Genomic DNA, 18,245 nt, shown 5'->3' on the forward strand with positions numbered 1-18,245 from the left:
ACTAAAGGTGGAGGTGCTAAGCAGATGAAATATGAAAAACTGTTTGCAGCAGGTAAAATTGGACGCCTTGAACTTAAGAATAGAATTGTATTGCCGGCTATGGGAACGTCACTGGCTGCGGCCAGTGGTGAAGCATCGGATGAAATGATTGCTTTTTATGAGGAACGTGCCGCAGGTGGCTGTGGTCTAATCATTACGGAAATTACGCGTGTGGATAATGAGACCGGAGTAGGTACACCGAACCAGCTGAATGCAAGTGACTTGCTGTTTGTGCCACGTCTGGAGAAACTGGCAAGAGCTGTGCATCGTCATGACAGCAAAATATTCCTTCAGCTCCAGCATCCGGGCCGGCAAAATCACGGACGGCTTATTGGAGGCAAACAAATTGTTGCTCCTAGCGCAGTGATGTCTTCAGCGATTGGGGAAATGCCCCGGGAGCTGTCTACTGAAGAGGTAGAAGAGTTAGTTCGTAAATTTGTGTTCGGAGCTTATATAGCTAAAACAGCAGGTATTGATGGTGTGGAGATCCATGGTGCCCACGGCTATCTCGTAGGACAGTTTCTGAGCCCACTTACCAATCTGAGAACTGATAAATATGGCGGTTCACTGGAAGGTAGAATGTCATTCCTGAACGAAATTGTGCTTGGCATCAAAAAGACCTGTGGCGCAGGATTCCCTGTATCGGTGCGAATCGACGGCGATGAATTTGTCTCAGGCGGGATTACACTGGATGAGGCTATCCAGACTGCGAAACATCTGGAAAGCATCGGAGTGGATTGCATAAATGTAAGCTCCGGCACTTATGAATCATCCAATACGATCATTGAGCCGATATCCTACCCGCAAGGCTGGAAAAAACATCTCTCCGCAGCCATTAAGCAAGCGGTGCAAATTCCAGTGATTGCTTGTGATGTGATCCGTAAGCCTGAATTTGCTGAGAGTCTGCTACAGGAAGGAAACACGGATTTTGTAGCCCTTGGAAGAGCCCAACTGGCCGATCCGGAGTGGGGTAACAAAGCGGCAGCAGGCAAAGAAGCAGAGATCAGAACCTGTATCTCTTGCCTGTACTGTATTCAGGAAGTAATGGAGTGCAAGGTAATCAAGTGTGCTGTCAATGCCAGAGTGGGCCGTGAGCTTGAATTTGCAGAACCAACCAAAGATGGCGCTGGCAAAGTAGTAGCTGTGATCGGCGGGGGTCCAGCAGGTATGGAAGCAGCACGGATTCTGGCGCTCAGAGATTTTAAACCTGTATTGTTCGAAGCCAGAGATGTGCTAGGCGGCAGCGTGGAGCTGGGAAGCCGGCCACCATTGAAGGAGAAGCTGAACTGGTTTATTGATAATATGCAGCATCAGTTAGAGGATCTGGATGTTGATGTCCGTCTCTCTACGAAACCTACGCTGGAACAACTGAAGCAACTGAACCCTTATGCGGTATTTGTTGCTGCTGGGGCACAGCCTATAGTGCCTGTTATTCCGGGAGTAAAGAAGGCAGCGGTCTGCACCGTTGTTGACGTACTTAGTGGGTCAGTTGTGATTAAGAACAAGCAGGCTGTGGTCATCGGCTCCGGCATGACAGGGCTGGAAACGGCTGAATATTTAGCCGATATGGGAAATCAGGTCACGGTGGTGGAAATGCAGCCGCGGGTTGGTCCAGATGCCTATCTGCCAAATCTGATCGACATTGTGACTAGACTGAAAAAGAACGGCGTGGAGCTCTTAGCATCAACCAAGCTGGTAGAAGTGCAGGATGGCGCGATTGTGCTTGAGAATACGTCCACGGGGGAAACTTCGCTGAAAAAGACGGATGCTGTTGTATTATCCATTGGTGTTACACCCGATCGCTCATTTGTTGATGAGTTGAAGCAGGTACTGCCTAATGTGAAGGTGATCGGCGATGCAGGCAAGCCAGGCCGAATCGGACAGGCCATTCAATCTGGATTCGAAACGGCTTTTGTGCTGAACTAAAGGGTTACTAATCTAAGGAGGGTTCATTCATGGTGAGTTTTGTGAAAAGTTTCGCAGATATGCAGAAATACGGAGGCAAGCCAACCACCTTTTATGATGCAGAGATGCTGACGGTGTATTGGGAGACCAAACCAGAGATTATCGAGCGTTTGTTGCCGAAGCCACTGAAGCCAACAAGCCGGCCGCTGGTAAATGCTTTTATCGCCAATTACCCAGCTACGAACTTTTGTCCACCTTATCGTGAAGCTGGATTGTTCGTTCTAGCGGACTATAACGGACAATTAGGCAACTACTGCCTGTCGATGCCTATTACAAGCGATATCGGGATGGCTATGGGCCGGGAAGTATGTGGGCTGCCTAAGAAAATGGCCGATGTGCGTATGAACACCTCAGAAGATGGCATTGATGGGGCAATCGGCCGGCATGGCATTGACTTTTTCAACGTAAAAGCCACTATGGATGGACACTTCAATGACAATGGAGCCGAGAAGATTCTGGAGGAATATTACGGCAAAGATATCCCTTTGTATAACATCAAATATGCCAATGCAATTGACGGAAACGGCTTCGATCTGATGCCAACCTTGGTCACACAGCGTTTAGTAAGTGAGGTTAAAGTCTATAAAGCGGCTGAAGCCTCTATCACCTTCCAAGACTCCCCGCATGATCCTTGGAGTGAGCTTGAAGTTGTGAATATGCTGGGCGCGGTTTACACCGTCAGTACAAATGTGCTTGAAAAAGGTAAAATTCTGGAGCCTCTGAATCCAATGGAGTATCTTCCATACTGCTATCTCCGCTGGGACTGGTGGGAGAACAATTTGCAACCTGTTTCCTCAGTATAAGCCTACGTGTTTGAAGTGAGTTTGTGCGAAATGAAACCGAAGAAGGATCGGCTAACTAAACATTAGGAGGAATTAGAATGACTAACCTTTTTGATTTGACGGGTAAGACAGCTATTATCGCAGGAGCATCCAGTGGGATCGGGGTACAATTCGCAGAGATGCTTGCTGAGCAAGGAGCAGACATTGCTATTTTGGCTAGAAGATATGACAAGCTTGTAGCAGTAGCCGAGGATATCCGGGCTAAATACCCTGAACGCAGAATAATTCCTATCGAGTGTGATGTAAGAAAAGAGGACCAGATTATTGTGGCTGTTCAAAAGGTTATGGAAGCCTTTGGCAAAATTGATATTCTGCTGAATAATGCTGGTGTGGTGGATGCGGTTCCGATTGAGGCGCTGGAAGAAGAAGCTTGGGATCGGGTACTGGATACGGATTTAAAAGGTGTTTTCCTGATGTCGAAACATGTGATCCGGCATATGAAGGAACGGAATTACGGCAAAATCGTCAATACAGCCTCAATGCTAGGCCTTACAGCTTCTGCTTCGGTTCCTACGCATTCTTACAATGCTGCTAAAGGTGGAGTGATCCATCTGACAAGAGGGGTGGCGGCAACTTACGCTAAGCATGGTATCACTGTTAATGCGATTGGACCAAGCTTGTTCAAAACTGAAATGACTGAGAATACATTATTTGCAGAAAAAGCGCTAAAAATGTACAACGCAGTGTGTCCGATGGGGCGCCCTGGTAATCCGGGAGAATTAAACGGCGCCGTGCTCTACTTTGCTTCAGATGCTTCCAGCTACACTACAGGTCAGACTTTGTTTGTAGATGGCGGCTGGACAATTATATAGAGTTCATCTGGTTCTGTAAGCTCGGGGAATGATTGTAACTCCAAAAAAAGGGTATCTCAAAAGCCATGAAAGGGTGGCTGGGATACGCCTTTTTTTGCGTTGTACGATGAGCGGTGCTCCGCCATAACAAGAGAATTGCTGAATTTATCAGAAATTGTCGTTAATTTGCCTTAAAAAGTAGACATGACTACCTATGAGTGAGAAAATAGCATGTAGAGTTAGTAATAACTAAAAAGGACGGGATAACATCATGACAATTCGTTTCGGGGTCATTGGAACAAACTTTATTACAGACCGCTTCGTGCAAGCCGGCTTGGAGAATGAGGAGTTTATCCTGACAGCCGTGTACTCTCGCACAATGGAGAAAGGTCAGGCCTTTGCTGCTAAATATGCGGGAGCTACAATTTATACGAATTTGGAAGATATGGTGAAAAGCAAAGATGTAGATGCTATATATATTGCCAGCCCAAATTCTATGCATGCAGAACAAGCGATTATGTGCTTAAATCACGGCAAGCATGTGCTCTGCGAGAAACCGGCTGCATCCAACAGTACGGAGCTTAAAGCTATGATTGAAGCTGCGCGCACAAATGATGTGCTACTGGTAGAGGCGATGAAATCGACCTTTATGCCGAACTTTGGAGTGATTCGTGATAATTTGTATAAACTCGGCCAAGTTCGCCGTTATTTTGCAAGTTACTGTAAGTACTCCTCCAGATATGATGCCTACCGGCAGGGGACTGTGTTAAATGCGTTTAATCCCGCTTTTTCCAATGGCTCGTTAATGGATCTTGGAGTGTACTGTTTGTATCCAATGGTAGTGCTCTTTGGCAAGCCTCAATCAGTACAGGCAGTGGGTGTCATGCTCTCGTCAGGTGTGGATGGTGAAGGAAGTCTCATTATGAAGTATGACGATATGGATGCGGTAGTTATGCACTCCAAGATTTCCGACTCCTATCTGCCAGCTGAGATTCATGGAGAGAACGGTACGATGGTGATCGACAAAATCAATGAGCCTTATCAGGTGAAAATTTACTATCGTGATGGTACAGTTGAGGAGCTTACGTTGCCTCAGGTGTTTGAACCTATGTATTATGAGGTGGAAGAATTCATCAACTTGATTAAGAATGGTGAACGGGAGAGCAGAATTAATACTCATGAGAACTCCATGGCCGCAGCAGAGATTATGGAGGAAGCCAGAGCACAGATCGGTCTCCGCTATGCCTCAGATTTATAATAAATAGAATGGGGAGCAGGACTTGAAGACTTTTAAAAAGGTTTATATTGAGATAACAAGCGTCTGCAACCTCGCCTGCAGCTTTTGTCCACAAACCGCCCGGACGAAAAATTTCATGAAGCTTGATACGTTTAATACGATATTGGATGAAATTAAACCACACAGCAATCATATTTATCTTCACGTCAAAGGGGAGCCGTTGCTGCATCCCAAGATCGGTGAACTGTTGGATGCTGCTCATGCCAAAGGGTTCAAGGTTAATATTACAACCAATGGCACGTTAATTCATAAAGCCGGACCTAAAATTCTTGGTAAGCCCGCACTGCGTCAGATGAACTTTTCTCTGCACAGCTTTGATGGGCATGAAGGGTCAGAGAACCGTGAAGGCTATCTTTCAGAGATAATTTCTTTTGTACGGGAAGCCTCAGCGCAAGGGGTCATTATTTCTTTCCGCTTGTGGAATTTGACGGAGGATAATCTGACGAATCTGGAGAGAAACCGTAACCGTGAAACCCTTGCCCTGCTGGAGGAAGCCTTCAACTTGGATTTCAAGATCGAAGAAAAGGTTGTGCCTGGCAGTGGTGTGAAGATTGCCCCACGCGTCTACCTTAATCAGGATCATGAGTTCCGTTGGCCAGCGCTGAATGAGCCGGAAGATGACGGAAAAGGGTTCTGTCATGCCCTGCGGAGCCAAGCGGCAATCCTTGTGGATGGCACGGTTGTGCCATGCTGTCTGGATGGTGAAGGAGTAATTAACCTAGGCAACATCCATGAAACTCCGTTCTCAGAGATTGTAGAGGGGGAGCGGGCGAACAATTTATTCTATGGCTTCTCACGTAGAGAAGCGGTGGAGGAGCTGTGCCGCAAATGTGGGTATCGGCAGCGGTTCGGAACCTAATGATAGGAATGCAAACAGAACCGGGACATGGCTATTTCATCAGTCCTGGTTCTGTTTTTTAATTAACGGGATTGTATATATATAATAATAGGTCTTTATAGTCTCCACTTTGGAGCGAAGGAGGAGCATATGCTGAAATCACTGGAAGCCATCGCCTTATACCGTGAAGGTGTGCAAGATCATTTGGAGGATCACCTCTGGCTGAAGCTTATTGTCCAAGCGGAGGAGCAGATTGTAAATTTGGAACGTGTGGAATCTCTGGAGGAGCTGGATCGCAGGAATCCCGTACTGGACTATGTGGAACGTAGCTTGCAGATTCTGGACCAACTTCCCCGTTCTATTTGGATAAAAGAGCTGGTGGAAGAAACGTTAATTTGGTCAGAAACGGCTAAGGGAGGTACAGCAAAGGAGCGGCTGGTTTGGCAGGAGGAAGGGATCAATTGTTTTGTACATAATTTAGGTTCCGCGCAGTTATATGAGAGATATTTAGGGAGGGCTGTCTCCGAGAAAGGTGCGATGATTCAGCGGCTTATTGAGACTCATGGACTTATAGGACAGCAAATTCGCGGAGAAGTGCCGCCGGAAGTCAATAAGCCACTCCATGATATAGTGGAAGATCAGCTGCTGACCGCGGAGGAACTGGAACGCCTGCTGACCGTGCTCAATCATTGCATCATCGGAGCTGTGTCTCCCGAGTTATGGCAGAATGTGCAGCATGAAGTGAAGCAGCTTATTGAGCTGATTTCTTCAGGCAATCTTGCTAGTCCTATGCCGATGAAGGAACGGCTGCGCAGAATGCGGCTGGGTCCGATCTCTAGAGGAGAGGATTTCACTACGGAATGGGCTAAGCTGACGCAGGAAGGTTTCCATGCTGAACGGTTGGAGTCATTAAGTAAGATTACCTTCTGGTATGTGGAATCTGCACTACAGACCTTTTCGCTGGAGCAATTTCTGAAGGTGATGGTGCTTGCTGCCCAGAGGGCGCAGAATCAATCCTTAAGCCATATCAGCTTCGAGCATGTCATGAACAGCATTTACTACGATTACAAGGGTGTTAAGAAGACCAATGTTTATAAGAAGCGGATTATCGAAAAATATTTAGCGGAGCTTACATGGAAGGATATCGAGCAAGGGACTTTGCCTGCTGAGAACCCTCACCTACTCTTGCGGCAATATTCTAAGGAACATCTGCCAGACACGGTATTTTTTCAATTCCAATTCTCGGCAGCGGCAGAGAAGCTGATCGAATTCTGTATGGAAGCTGAAAAATCACCCTTGTATGAACGTGCTGTATTGCTGTTATTCGATCTATTCGAGCTGCGCAGGGATGCTTTTGACCGTTTTCATAATGAAGATACCTACTTAAGCCAAATGAATAATACAGCAGATTATAAAGCTGTAATTCTAGATCATGTCACTGGACAAAAAGTGCTGGATATCGGTCCGGGCGGCGGTGTGCTGCTGGATTTACTGGAAGAGCGTATGCCCGAGGTTACTCCAATCGGCATTGATATATCAAGCAATGTAGTGGAAGCCTTGCGACAACGCAAGCAGCGGGAAGGTCGCCACTGGGAGGTGCTGCAGGGAGATGCGTTGAACCTTAAAGATTTCGTGGAGGCCGGAACGGTGGACACGGTAATTTTCTCTTCGATTTTGCATGAGCTATATTCTTATGTGCCGCTAAATGGTAATAAGTTCAATCACGACACCGTCTCCGCAGCTCTGCGAAGTGCCTTTGCTGTATTGTCAGCTGGCGGGGTTATCATTATCCGCGATGGGATCATGACTGAACCTGCATCATTGCTGCGGAGAGTTCGCTTTCTGGAAGAGGACGGTCTGGTGTGGCTGGAGCGTTATACGAAGGATTTTGCTGGACGTCAGATTCAGTTTCAGAGATTAGGGGAACAAGAAGTGCTCATGCCCGTTAATGATGCCATGGAATTTTTATATACTTATACCTGGGGCGAAGAGGCTTATATTCACGAAGTTCAAGAACAGTTTGGTTATTTCACCCCTACGGAGTTTGCCTCATTTATTGAACAGATTTTAGGAGAGCAGGCAAAGATTGAGGTCTTCCGGCATTACTTGCAAGAAGGTTATACCGAAGCTTTGCGTGATAGAGTAAGGTTCATGGATGAGAGCGGACAGGAAGTGGCGCTGCCGGACAGCACCTGCTTTATTGTGATTCGGAAGGAATAGCCGAAAAGTAACATCAGCTGCATCTAAAAAAGCAATCGGCAGACCCTCTGATGCGGAGGAGATCCGATTGCTTTTTTAGATAGGGAATCTTGCCCTTGTTAGAGTAGTATTTCTAGCTGCGACTTATCAGATTCTTCGGCTAAACGTTGAATTTCTTGATAGGTAGCTAATTGTTCTGTCCGCTCATTGGTGTTCTCTTCAGAAGGTTTAATTTCTGTTGAACCTGCTTTATCGATCTGATCTTTAATTTTATCTCCCGTGTCTTTCATGGCATCGCCTAACGTTTCGTTCATTTCCGAGAGTTTAGTTTCGATTTTGGATAACTGCTCCCGTTTGGCTGTTGCGGAATGAGTAGAACGAGCCTCGTCCAGCTCTATTTCCTTGGTCAGAACTTTTGCCTCGCCACGCATCTTAGTGTGGGTAGAAGAAACTACCTCCATTTGGCTAACATCTTGGCTTACTGAAACAATCGTATTCAATCTTTCGTTCTGTATCTCTTGCTCGGTTTTAGGTTCATCCTTTGGATTAGCTTTTTGAGCATCTTCTAAGTTCTTTTGTTGCTCTTCGAAGCTGTATTTTGCAATTTGTTGGTCAATCGTTTGGAGCTGCTTGTCGAACTCCTTAAGTTGATCTTGAATAGATTCGAGATTATGTGAACTTTTGGTAGTTCTTTCAATCAGACTGTTCTTACTGTCGATGATATTTTGTTTTTGTTTAAGCAGGGAGTTAACCATTCCGTCCATTTTGGATTGATTTTGAAAAGCAGCCTTTGCAGATTTACTTATTGATAATTTATCTCCATTACCATTACCACTAGTATTGCTGTTTGATTTCATAGTTTTATCATTAGTTTGGTGACTAACAGATACATTAAACCTCGTTCCCATAGATGAGGTCATATTCGTTATGTGCATGGTTCATTATCCTCCTACGACGATAAGATCTATCTATAATATATCGGCAAATCAGCAGTAATATTTAATAAAGAGCGCTGTTAGCCGCAGCGTTGTTTGATGTACGCTTAACAGCTTTTTTGTCCAAACTATCCCGGAAGAGGAAGATATTTACCATTTCAGGCTTTGTAATGTCTATTTACCGGTGAATTTTTGTCGAAAGTTAGAGGGAGAAATGCCTTCTTTCTTGGAGAAGCAGGAAGAGTAGTAAGTAATATGATGGAAGCCAACCTCTTCAGCGATGCGGGCAATGGACCAGGAAGTTTGAATTAACAGCCGTTTGGATTGTTCTAGACGATAGGACAGGAGATAGGCCATAGGGGTCACACCGTATATTTTTAGCATGTTTTTGGCGAGATAGTTGGGATGATAGTTAAGTTCTTTTTGAAGTAAGGAGTTAGAGACATCACGAGTATAATTTTGCCGAATGAACAATTCAATCTTCTCGGCAAGATGAATGGCGGTTGCATCGGATGCCTCGGCCAGATCGCGGTCCAAGAATTGCAGGAACTGTTGAAAGGAGGCTTGGCGCTTCCAGTTGCGCATCGACTGGGGTTCTTGTTCCAGATGGAAAAAGAACTCTAATACCTCCATTGCCTTCTCTGATATTTCCGTATACTTCGGAATAAAGATCGAGCATACATCGCAGTGATTTAAATAAGCTTTTTGTTTATGGCTTTCGATGAGCTCGCTCTGATTTTCCAGACATTCGTTCATATCCTGACACTCGATCCAGCTGCCGAAGGTCTGGAAATGAATCCAGATGATTTCTGTTTCGATAGGACAAGGGGCAAAGCCATAGTGATGGGCATCTGGACGAAGGATGAGGAATTCTCCTTCCTTTAGCTCCCAGTGCACCTCGTTCTCGGCGATGGGCAACATCCCCTTTTTAACAATGATTAGATCAAATACGCCGATGCAATTACGACTGATATGATAGTCTCCAGCATTGTAGTGAGCACGGCCACAGTCTATGAAATAAGGAATAGGCGGTGTGATAAAGCTAAGAATCGGTGAGTTCATCGCGAGCCTCCAATTGGAATCCATCGTTTTTTTATGATGTAGATGAAACTAGCCAGCACCTTTCCTGAACTCCGAAGGCGAGCATTTCATCGCTTTACGGAAAACCTTTATGAAATAGCTTACATTATCAAATCCGACCTCGAATGCGATGTCGGATATTTTTCTTTCACTTTGTTGCAGCAGATCGGCAGCCTGGCGAATCCGGTATGAGTTGATGTAATCGACTGGCGTTTTACGAGTCATCATTTTGAAGAAGCGGCAGAATTGTCCCTCGCTCATGGGAATAAGCTCTGATAGATCACGGGTACGTATCGGTTCCTGATAGTTATCTTGGATATAAAGGATCACCTTTTTAAGGCGGTTAATTTTGGTGGTATCAGCATCATCCGATTGGCTGCGGTTCTCAAATCGGCCCTCTGCGGTAATCTTGGAAAGCATGATTAGCAAAGTTCCTTTCATAAAGGTCTCAAATCCGGGCATTTTATTAGCGTATGCCTCCATCATTTGCTCCAGATGATGAAGCAGCTCCTGCTGCCAAGGGACATCGGGTGTAATATGTCTCGGAAAGCTCTGGCGTTTCTCTTGCAGTGGCAAAATCGCGTTTTGCTGGATCGTATCGTACTGGGCGCTAGCCAAAAGATCAGGCAGAAATACAAGCGCACAGAATTTGCAGGGGGTGTCTTCGTTCAGCACATAGGCGGCGTGTATATCGCCAGATTCGATAAATACCGCTTCGCCCGCGCGGAGTGGAAAATATTCTGTGTCTACTTGGAACAGAATTTCTCCTTCTAGCAGCATAAAGAACTCCGCTTCTTCATGCCAATGTGTATCGAGTACATGCGTTCCGGATGGAAGTTCTATCCAATAAGCTGCGAGTGGAAACATACTATCTCCATGAACTCTGTTTTCTTTTAGCAAACTCTGAGTTGTACGGTCCATATAAAGGCCTCTTTTCTTAGAAAAACATCAAAATAGTGTTATAAATGAGCTATATAGTATTAGTTTTGTTCATTTTTTATCGGTATAATGCAACTATAAACACCAAATTGAAAGGTGGCAAGTACACAATGAAATTTACTGATGGTCTCTGGCTGGTTCGTGAAGGTATCACGATTAACGGCGCAGTTCAAAATTATGTTGTAGAAAAGACTCCCGAAGGATTAACAGCAATTACACAAACGACTCCAATCACAGGGCGCGCAGCAACGCTGAATTCAACCCTGCTTACTGTAAAATTCCATTCCCCGCTTCCAGGCGTGGTAGGCATTAAAATTATTCATCATGATGGTGTACAGGAACATGGTCCGGTTTTCGAACTGACTAAAGGTACTGGCGATCATGTGAAGATTGAAGAAACGGATCTCGAAACCGTGCTGATCAGCGGCGGACTTCGTGTAGTGATTCGCAAAGGCGAACAATGGGCGGTGGATTTCTATCGCGGCGAAGAACGTATTACAGGCAGTGGCTTTAAATCCATGGCTTACATCACCGACCAAGACGGTAACACGTACATGCGTGATGAGCTGGATCTCGGCGTAGGCGAATTCGTATATGGTCTGGGCGAACGTTTTACCGCTTTCGTGAAAAATGGACAAACCGTTGATATCTGGAACAAAGACGGCGGCACTAGCTCTGAGCAAGCTTACAAAAACATTCCTTTCTACGTATCAAGCAAAGGTTATGGCGTATTCGTGAATCATCCGGAATTGGTTTCCTATGAAATCGCTTCAGAAAAAGTGAAAAAAGCCCAATTCAGCGTAGCTGGAGAAAGCTTGGAATACTTTGTGATTGATGGACCTACCATTAAAGACGTTATTAGCAACTATACTGCTCTTACTGGTAAACCAGCGCTTCCACCAGCATGGACTTTTGGCTTGTGGCTGACAACTTCGTTCACTACCAACTATGATGAAGAGACTGTAAATTCCTTCGTAGAAGGTATGGCAGAACGTGATCTGCCGCTGCATGTATTCCACTTTGACTGCTTCTGGATGCGTGAGTATCAATGGACTGATTTTGAATGGGATAAACGTGTATTCCCAGATCCAGAGGGCATGCTGAAACGCCTGAAGGAAAAAGGCCTGAAGATCTGCGTATGGATCAACTCTTATATTGGTCAACGTTCACGCTTGTTTGAAGAAGGCAAGAAAAACGGCTACCTGATCAAAAAGCCTAACGGCGATGTTTATCAATGTGACCTGTGGCAAGCGGGTATGGGACTGGTGGATTTCACTAACCCTGCGGCTTGTGAATGGTATGCCGGCTACCTGCGTGATTTGGTAGATATGGGCGTAGACAGCTTCAAGACAGACTTCGGTGAGCGGATTCCTACAGATGTAGTTTATTTCGACGGATCTGATCCGATGAAAATGCACAACTACTACACTCAACTGTACAACAAAGTTGTATTTGAAGTATTGGAAGAGAAGCTTGGTAAGAATGAGGCAGCATTGTTCGCACGTTCTGCAACTGCTGGCGGCCAACAATTCCCAGTTCACTGGGGCGGAGATTGCTACGCAGATTATGAATCCATGGCAGAAAGCCTTCGCGGCGGTTTGTCTCTGGGCTTGTCCGGTTTCGGTTTCTGGAGTCACGATATCGGTGGTTTCGAGAACACTGCTCCGGCACATGTATTTAAACGCTGGTTAGCTTTTGGACTGTTGTCCAGCCACAGCCGTCTGCACGGCAGCACTTCGTACCGTGTGCCTTGGGCGTACGATGATGAAGCTTGTGATGTTACCCGCTTCTTCACGAAGCTTAAATGCAGCTTGATGCCTTACCTGTATGATGTGGCTGGGCAGGCTGCAGAGCATGGCTGGGCTTCTATGCGGGCGATGGTTATGGAATTCCCGGAAGATCCAACATGCGAAGTGCTCGATCGCCAATACATGCTGGGTGATTCCTTGCTCGTAGCGCCTATTTTCCAAGAAAACGGCGAAGTGAAATACTATCTGCCAGCAGGTCGCTGGACTCACCTGTTATCTGGTGAAACTGTACAAGGCGGATCATGGCGCAAAGAGAAATATGATTTCTTCAGCCTGCCACTGTTCGTTCGTCAGAACTCCTTGCTGGCAATCGGCAGCATCGACAACAAACCGGATTATGACTTTGCGGATGGCGTGAAATTTGGCCTATATTCACTTGAAGAAGGTACTACTACTTCTGCAACCGTACGTGATCTTAAAGGTGCTCCTGAATTGACTGTGAAGGCTGCCCGCAAAGGCAACAGCGTAACAGTTACTGCAGAAGGCAGCGGTAAAGAATTCTCGCTTTCCCTTAAAGATCTGGGAGCTATCGCTTCCGTAGAAGGTGCAGAGCAAGTGGATGAGACTACAGTGAAAGTAAACGCAGGTGCAAAATCTGTATCGTTTACCATTACACTGAAATAAGATGATTTCTTAAAGCATATTGATATAGCCATAACCTCTCTTGTAGACTGGGTGAACGATCCGTTCCCTGGTTTATAGGAGAGGTTTTAGTGTTACAATCTTAACTAATAACGGGGGAAACGTTATGAATACTAATTTAATTAAGGGAAGTGGAGTTTTGAATCAGACGGACTATACCTCTGCTACGGTTCTTTCAACCGCCGCTAATTTTATTATGAATAGGCAAGAACCTTTTACACATACCTTCCGGACTTATATTCGTTTACGGGAAAACGGCCCGGTGCAGCTGAAATTTTGGCATAGCAATGCGGTGGATTCCACCTGGGACCAAGGGCTTGAAGCTTCGGGCAGTGAACCTGGGGGCAGTTGGGTGATCGAATCGGCATTTATCGCGGATGGGGGCACTGAGCCAAACGGAGCTATTATTGAGCATACACAACATGCTGTCACTTTTGAAGGCAATGTCTCCAAGTCAGTAGCGGCCGGTGAATGCTTCTGGAGTGATGAGACAAGCATCAACCTACCTGATGGCCATTACTTAGCGTTTACATGGACGATTAAGACAACTACTGCGGGTAAATCCATTCCTTTCAACGTAGAAGGGATGCTGGCAACCGCTTATGATGCGCCCGGAAATCTGGCTGCACAGGAGTCAGCCGATGGGTTTACAGAATCTGACAAGCTTTTGGTACTGCCAAGCTATATCGGATATAAGAAAGCTGTGAATAAGAAGCTAGTATTTTTGGGAGATTCGATTACTCAAGGTGTGCGGACATTAAAGGACGGATACGAATATTGGGCAGCGAGAATTGCGGATGGTCTTGGTGCAGAGATTGGTGTATGGAATCTCGGCTCAGGCTGGGCTAGAGCGTATGATGTAGCTGCGGATGGCCCTTGGCTTCACAAAGCTAAACAGAGTGATGAACTGATGATTGTCCTCGGCGTAAATGATATTGATATTGGCTGCCGCTCTGCAGATGAGTTACTTGGTGATCTGACAACTATTATTGCTAAGATCAAAACAGCAAATGCTGATGCTAGTATTATTCTAAGTACGGTGCCGCCGTTTAATTTTCAGGAGGCAAGAGAAGAGACTTGGCGTAGAGTGAATCATGAAATCCTGACTAACCCACCCGCTGGAGTAGACCGTGTGTTTGATATAGCAAGCCTATTATCGTTGCCTGCACCAGACGATCACCGGATCAGACCGGAATATATGAGTGGACAAGACGACCCGCATCCGAACGGCATAGCCGGTAAGACGGTTGCGGACGCCTTTTTAAACTGGTATTGATCAACTCTTAAATGTGTCCCGGTAGTCCTTAGGTGAAGATCCAACCTGCTTCTTAAACACTTTGCTGAAATATTTAACATCATGAAAACCGACCATTTCGGAGATTTGGGCCAGCTTCAGACGAGGATTCTGCAATAGTAGTTTAGCTTTATCTATTCGAATATTAACAATAAAGTCGGAGAAGTTAATCCCGTATTCCTGTTTGAATCGGCGAGAAATATATTCACGGCTAACAAAAAACTTTCCGGCCACTTCCTGTAAGGACAGGTCGGAAGCGTAATTAAGCTCGATGTATTTGACGATATCATGCATCGGATTACGTTCTTTAGCTTGTTTCAGGGCGATTACTTCGGCCAGCTCCTGCATTAGGGTATACGACCAGTCACGCCAAGCGAATAAGGAGAACGAGTAACCGTTCGTATAAGGAGCTGGGTGAAGCTGGTCGGCCTGTTCAAGCTCGGCCAGTGCGCCTTCAGCTTCAGGGCCTAACATTTCCCGTACTAGCTGGGAACGAAATAGTAGAGCATCATTTTTCCATGAGTTTAGGATTTCTGGTGTCACAACCCCACCTCGGCTAAGCTCATCTACCCAGTGCTGCGCAGCTGTTGATAATATCTCTGGACTTCCGCTGATGACTGCCATTTTCCAATCTTCCTTGACGTCAGCAAAGTTCGTTGTTGATACATTACCGCGAACCTCTGCTTTGGCGATCTCTTTACGATCTCTGAACTCTTCGGAGGAAGAGGAGAAATGGCAGTAATCCTCATGAATTAATAAGTTTCGGCGTTGTAAGGCCTCTGCCACCTCTGCACGCTGATAAGGTAACTGCTTAGGTAAGTTGCCGATGCTGCTGATTCCAAAATGCATTCGGACCTGCAAGGTAGAGTAGATGCCATGATTGATTCTGCCTATTAGCTCGACCACAGAGGTTTGAATATCCCACAGAATAATCGCAATCTCCGGAGGACCTCCCCAATAACGAAAAGCAACACCCTTATGCGGACTGTGCAAAAATTCATTACAAATATTGACGATAGCGTAGTTCATTAGCTCGGTGTCTCCGCCAAAACGTTTAATCAACGGATTGTTACCCGCATCTGTCTGCACCAATATTAACCGAGCGGAATGGATGTTTTCCGGAATGATACCATCACTGCATAACCTCCGCAAAGATAAATCAGAATTGATCGGATCATCAATTAGTGCAGATAATAGCTTTTCCCCATAAATGGGCTTGAACTCATTAAGCTGAATACTCTGTTTCTGCCGTTCGCTTCGGTCGTCTTCTTCTGAGCGCCAGGCTGCAACTGCTTTAGCTACCGCTACATTGATTGCCTCGGCTTCGATAGGTTTCAGGATATAATCAATACCCCCATGCCGCACAGTCTGCCGTACGAACTCAAAATCATTATGTCCGCTGACTACAATAAACTTAGTGTTGCCGGCGAATTCGTTCACCCAGGTCATTAACTCTATCCCATTACCTGATTCCATCATCATATCCATAATGACTAATGCTGGTTTAGCCTGCCGGATGATCTCGATGGCTTCATTTCCATTTCCGGCTTCCAGAATTTCATCTATTTGATGGGCGTCCCAGTCGACAAGCAGTCTGACTGCCTTTCTAACTCTTGCCTCGTCATCAACAATCAGCGCCTTCATATCTTTTCACGCTCCGCTATAATTTCAATTTCCAATTTCACTACTACTCCGCCTGCTCTAAGGTTATCCACAGTTAAAGTGGCACTATCTCCGCACACAAACTTGAGTCGAGCCAGAACGTTCGGCAGACCAATACCTGATCCTGTAGCTTCCTTGGTTTGCTCTGTATTTCTTAATAAATCTATATCTGTTCTAGTAGGATGCTGTAGCTTCTGCTTTAAAAGATCTAACTTCGCTGAAGGGATCGCATTTCCGTTATTTTGGATACAGATTTCCATCCGGTTGTCATCCACTCTTGCTGCGGTGATTTCAATGAATCCGTCACTGCGGGAAAGATTAAAGCCGTGTTTGAAATAATTTTCTACAATAGGCTGTAAAATCATTTTCGGCATAAACGTCTCTAAAAGTGATTCCTCCATATCGTAGCGGAAACTGAACTTATTTTCAAAACGTTCCTTTTGCAGTTCAATGTAGGCTTTGACATGATCCAGCTCATCCTTAACAGTTACGATCTTCTCCTTATTGTACATGCTGTAGCGCATCATTTTGGCTAGAGCTGAAAGAAGTGAGTAAATTTGGGGCACTTTAAGCTCTAAGGCCAGCGTGCCAATGATCTGTAACGTGTTATTCAGAAAATGCGGGTTGATTTGTGCCTGCAGTGCCCGCAGTTCATTGGTCTTATTGGACAATTCCAGCTTGTACTCTCTTAAAATCAGGTTGTTGATCGTGTCCATCATACTGCGGAATCGCTCGGTAACCACGCCAATCTCATCTTTGCCCATAGGTTGAATTTCAACATCAAGATTACCGGTCTGCACCTGATTCATGTAACGAGTCAACTGCTTGATAGGAGCCGTGATTCGAAAAGAGATCAGGGTCGTTAACGTGGCAATTGTAATCAAAAGTAGAACAAGGAGGAATATATTGATCGCTGCCGCCTCGTTAGCTTCCCGGAAAAGATAGGACGTAGGAATCTGCTTCACGAGGGTCCAATTTAAACCTTGGGTTTCGATTCTTTGGTAAATAAACACAGCATCTTCCTCTTCAAAATACCCTTGCGAGCTTTGATTCGTGGCGATTTGCTTGTTGTACCAAGAAGCGTGTAGGCGCTTGCCGTATTCCTCACTATTGCTTCCGTATACAATCCTGCCATCGCCATCCAGCAGCCAAATGTTCTCCTGCTTCTGATCATATAACTGGCTGACGATGTCGGTAAGAGCCGTTAGCTTAACATCGATCGACAGGAAGCCGAGTGGGGTGGTAGTGGGAATCCTTTCAATTCGTCTATGCAATGTAAACACAGGCTCCGGTATGAGTTGCGGGATAGGTGAGGTTAGACCATAGCTGTGACTTATATGTGTACTTTGTATAAACACAGGAGAACTGCTAGTGATCTCTGAGTCAGCATAAGGGGGGATACCCTGCCAACGTTTGGGTGTATTTTGGGTGAGCAAAGTGGCTTTTCTATCCTTTACACCGTAAAGATACACCTGGGATATATCTGGCATGGATGAAGAAATGTAATTTAGAGAAGAATAAATTCGTGTATTTGCTGCCATATCCTCGTATCCCGCTTCGAGCAGTCTGTAGAAATCTGAATCTGAATAGACGATAAGGGAAAGACGATTGATCTCCTGAATCAGACTTTCGATGTTTCTATTGCCTTGAAAGAGGAGGTTCGTATTCTCATCTACTGCCCTTGTTCTTAGGGATTGAGTGCTATAGTGATAGCTAATAAACATGGTGGCCATAATACAGATTAACGTTGGCAGTAGGATAAAAACGATCAATTTTGTGCGAATCGTGTTCCATTTCATCGAAATTTGTCACATCCGATCAATATTTTACACCTGAAAGATCACTTTAGTAGGTGTGAGGTACCCTGAAAAAAACAGATAATATGTGTATAAAGCATAAACAAGTAAGTGAGCA

The 18,245-nt window shown here is 45.4% G+C and carries 13 protein-coding genes; 8 read left to right on the plus strand and 5 right to left on the minus strand.

What is annotated here, in order from left to right; translation table 11 throughout:
• The first annotated feature begins 24 nt into the window (after positions 1–24).
• The 6 genes from NSQ91_RS04350 (at position 25) to NSQ91_RS04375 (ending at position 7,992) form a co-directional block, all read left to right on the plus strand.
• Complete coding sequence (locus tag NSQ91_RS04350) at positions 25–1,965, plus strand: NAD(P)/FAD-dependent oxidoreductase (RefSeq protein WP_076219701.1); 1,941 nt, start codon at positions 25–27, stop codon at positions 1,963–1,965.
• 29 nt (positions 1,966–1,994) lie between these two features.
• Positions 1,995–2,807: an acetoacetate decarboxylase family protein gene (locus NSQ91_RS04355; protein ID WP_081386450.1), complete on the plus strand. Its 813-nt coding sequence runs from the start codon at positions 1,995–1,997 to the stop codon at positions 2,805–2,807.
• A gap of 77 nt (positions 2,808–2,884) precedes the next feature.
• Entirely contained in the window at positions 2,885–3,658 is a 774-nt protein-coding gene (locus NSQ91_RS04360) for an SDR family NAD(P)-dependent oxidoreductase (protein ID WP_036680744.1), read from the plus strand.
• Positions 3,659–3,908: 250 nt separating this feature from the next.
• Positions 3,909–4,895 (plus strand): Gfo/Idh/MocA family protein, encoded by a 987-nt coding sequence (locus NSQ91_RS04365; RefSeq protein ID WP_038568824.1) that lies wholly within the window; start codon positions 3,909–3,911, stop codon positions 4,893–4,895.
• A 22-nt stretch (positions 4,896–4,917) separates the two neighbouring features.
• A complete protein-coding gene (locus NSQ91_RS04370; protein ID WP_036680750.1) occupies positions 4,918–5,793 on the plus strand; it encodes a radical SAM/SPASM domain-containing protein in 876 nt (291 codons plus the stop codon).
• A gap of 129 nt (positions 5,794–5,922) precedes the next feature.
• Complete coding sequence (locus tag NSQ91_RS04375; protein WP_076305090.1) at positions 5,923–7,992, plus strand: class I SAM-dependent methyltransferase; 2,070 nt, start codon at positions 5,923–5,925, stop codon at positions 7,990–7,992.
• Between the two features lie 98 nt (positions 7,993–8,090).
• Here the strand turns inward: NSQ91_RS04375 and NSQ91_RS04380 are convergent, their stop codons facing one another.
• The 3 genes from NSQ91_RS04380 to NSQ91_RS04390 all read right to left on the minus strand — a co-directional run bounded on the left by NSQ91_RS04380 (position 8,091) and on the right by NSQ91_RS04390 (position 10,907).
• The gene (locus NSQ91_RS04380; protein WP_076282118.1) at positions 8,091–8,906 is read right to left on the minus strand and encodes a hypothetical protein; all 816 of its coding nucleotides are present in this window, start codon (positions 8,904–8,906) and stop codon (positions 8,091–8,093) included.
• 174 nt (positions 8,907–9,080) lie between these two features.
• Positions 9,081–9,968: a helix-turn-helix transcriptional regulator gene (locus NSQ91_RS04385; protein WP_076129612.1), complete on the minus strand. Its 888-nt coding sequence runs from the start codon at positions 9,966–9,968 to the stop codon at positions 9,081–9,083.
• A 48-nt stretch (positions 9,969–10,016) separates the two neighbouring features.
• On the minus strand, positions 10,017–10,907 hold the full coding sequence (locus tag NSQ91_RS04390; RefSeq protein WP_076129611.1) for an AraC family transcriptional regulator: 891 nt from the start codon (positions 10,905–10,907) through the stop codon (positions 10,017–10,019).
• Positions 10,908–11,035: 128 nt separating this feature from the next.
• On the opposite strand from NSQ91_RS04390, the gene yicI reads away from it, so the two are divergent.
• Positions 11,036–13,357 carry an alpha-xylosidase gene (yicI, locus tag NSQ91_RS04395; RefSeq protein WP_340916545.1) on the plus strand — a complete coding sequence of 774 codons (2,322 nt, stop codon included), beginning with the start codon at positions 11,036–11,038 and terminating at the stop codon, positions 13,355–13,357.
• 124 nt (positions 13,358–13,481) lie between these two features.
• Positions 13,482–14,651 carry an SGNH/GDSL hydrolase family protein gene (locus tag NSQ91_RS04400; RefSeq protein ID WP_076129609.1) on the plus strand — a complete coding sequence of 390 codons (1,170 nt, stop codon included), beginning with the start codon at positions 13,482–13,484 and terminating at the stop codon, positions 14,649–14,651.
• Here the strand turns inward: NSQ91_RS04400 and NSQ91_RS04405 are convergent, their stop codons facing one another.
• Complete coding sequence (locus NSQ91_RS04405; protein WP_076129608.1) at positions 14,652–16,313, minus strand: response regulator transcription factor; 1,662 nt, start codon at positions 16,311–16,313, stop codon at positions 14,652–14,654.
• A complete protein-coding gene (locus NSQ91_RS04410) occupies positions 16,310–18,130 on the minus strand; it encodes a cache domain-containing sensor histidine kinase (RefSeq protein ID WP_340916549.1) in 1,821 nt (606 codons plus the stop codon). The genes NSQ91_RS04405 and NSQ91_RS04410 overlap by 4 nt, the downstream gene beginning before the upstream one ends.
• Between the last annotated feature and the right edge of the window lie 115 nt (positions 18,131–18,245).

Origin of the sequence: Paenibacillus sp. FSL R7-0048 (genome assembly GCF_038004505.1) — a bacterium.
GTDB lineage: Bacteria > Bacillota > Bacilli > Paenibacillales > Paenibacillaceae > Paenibacillus_AQ > Paenibacillus_AQ odorifer.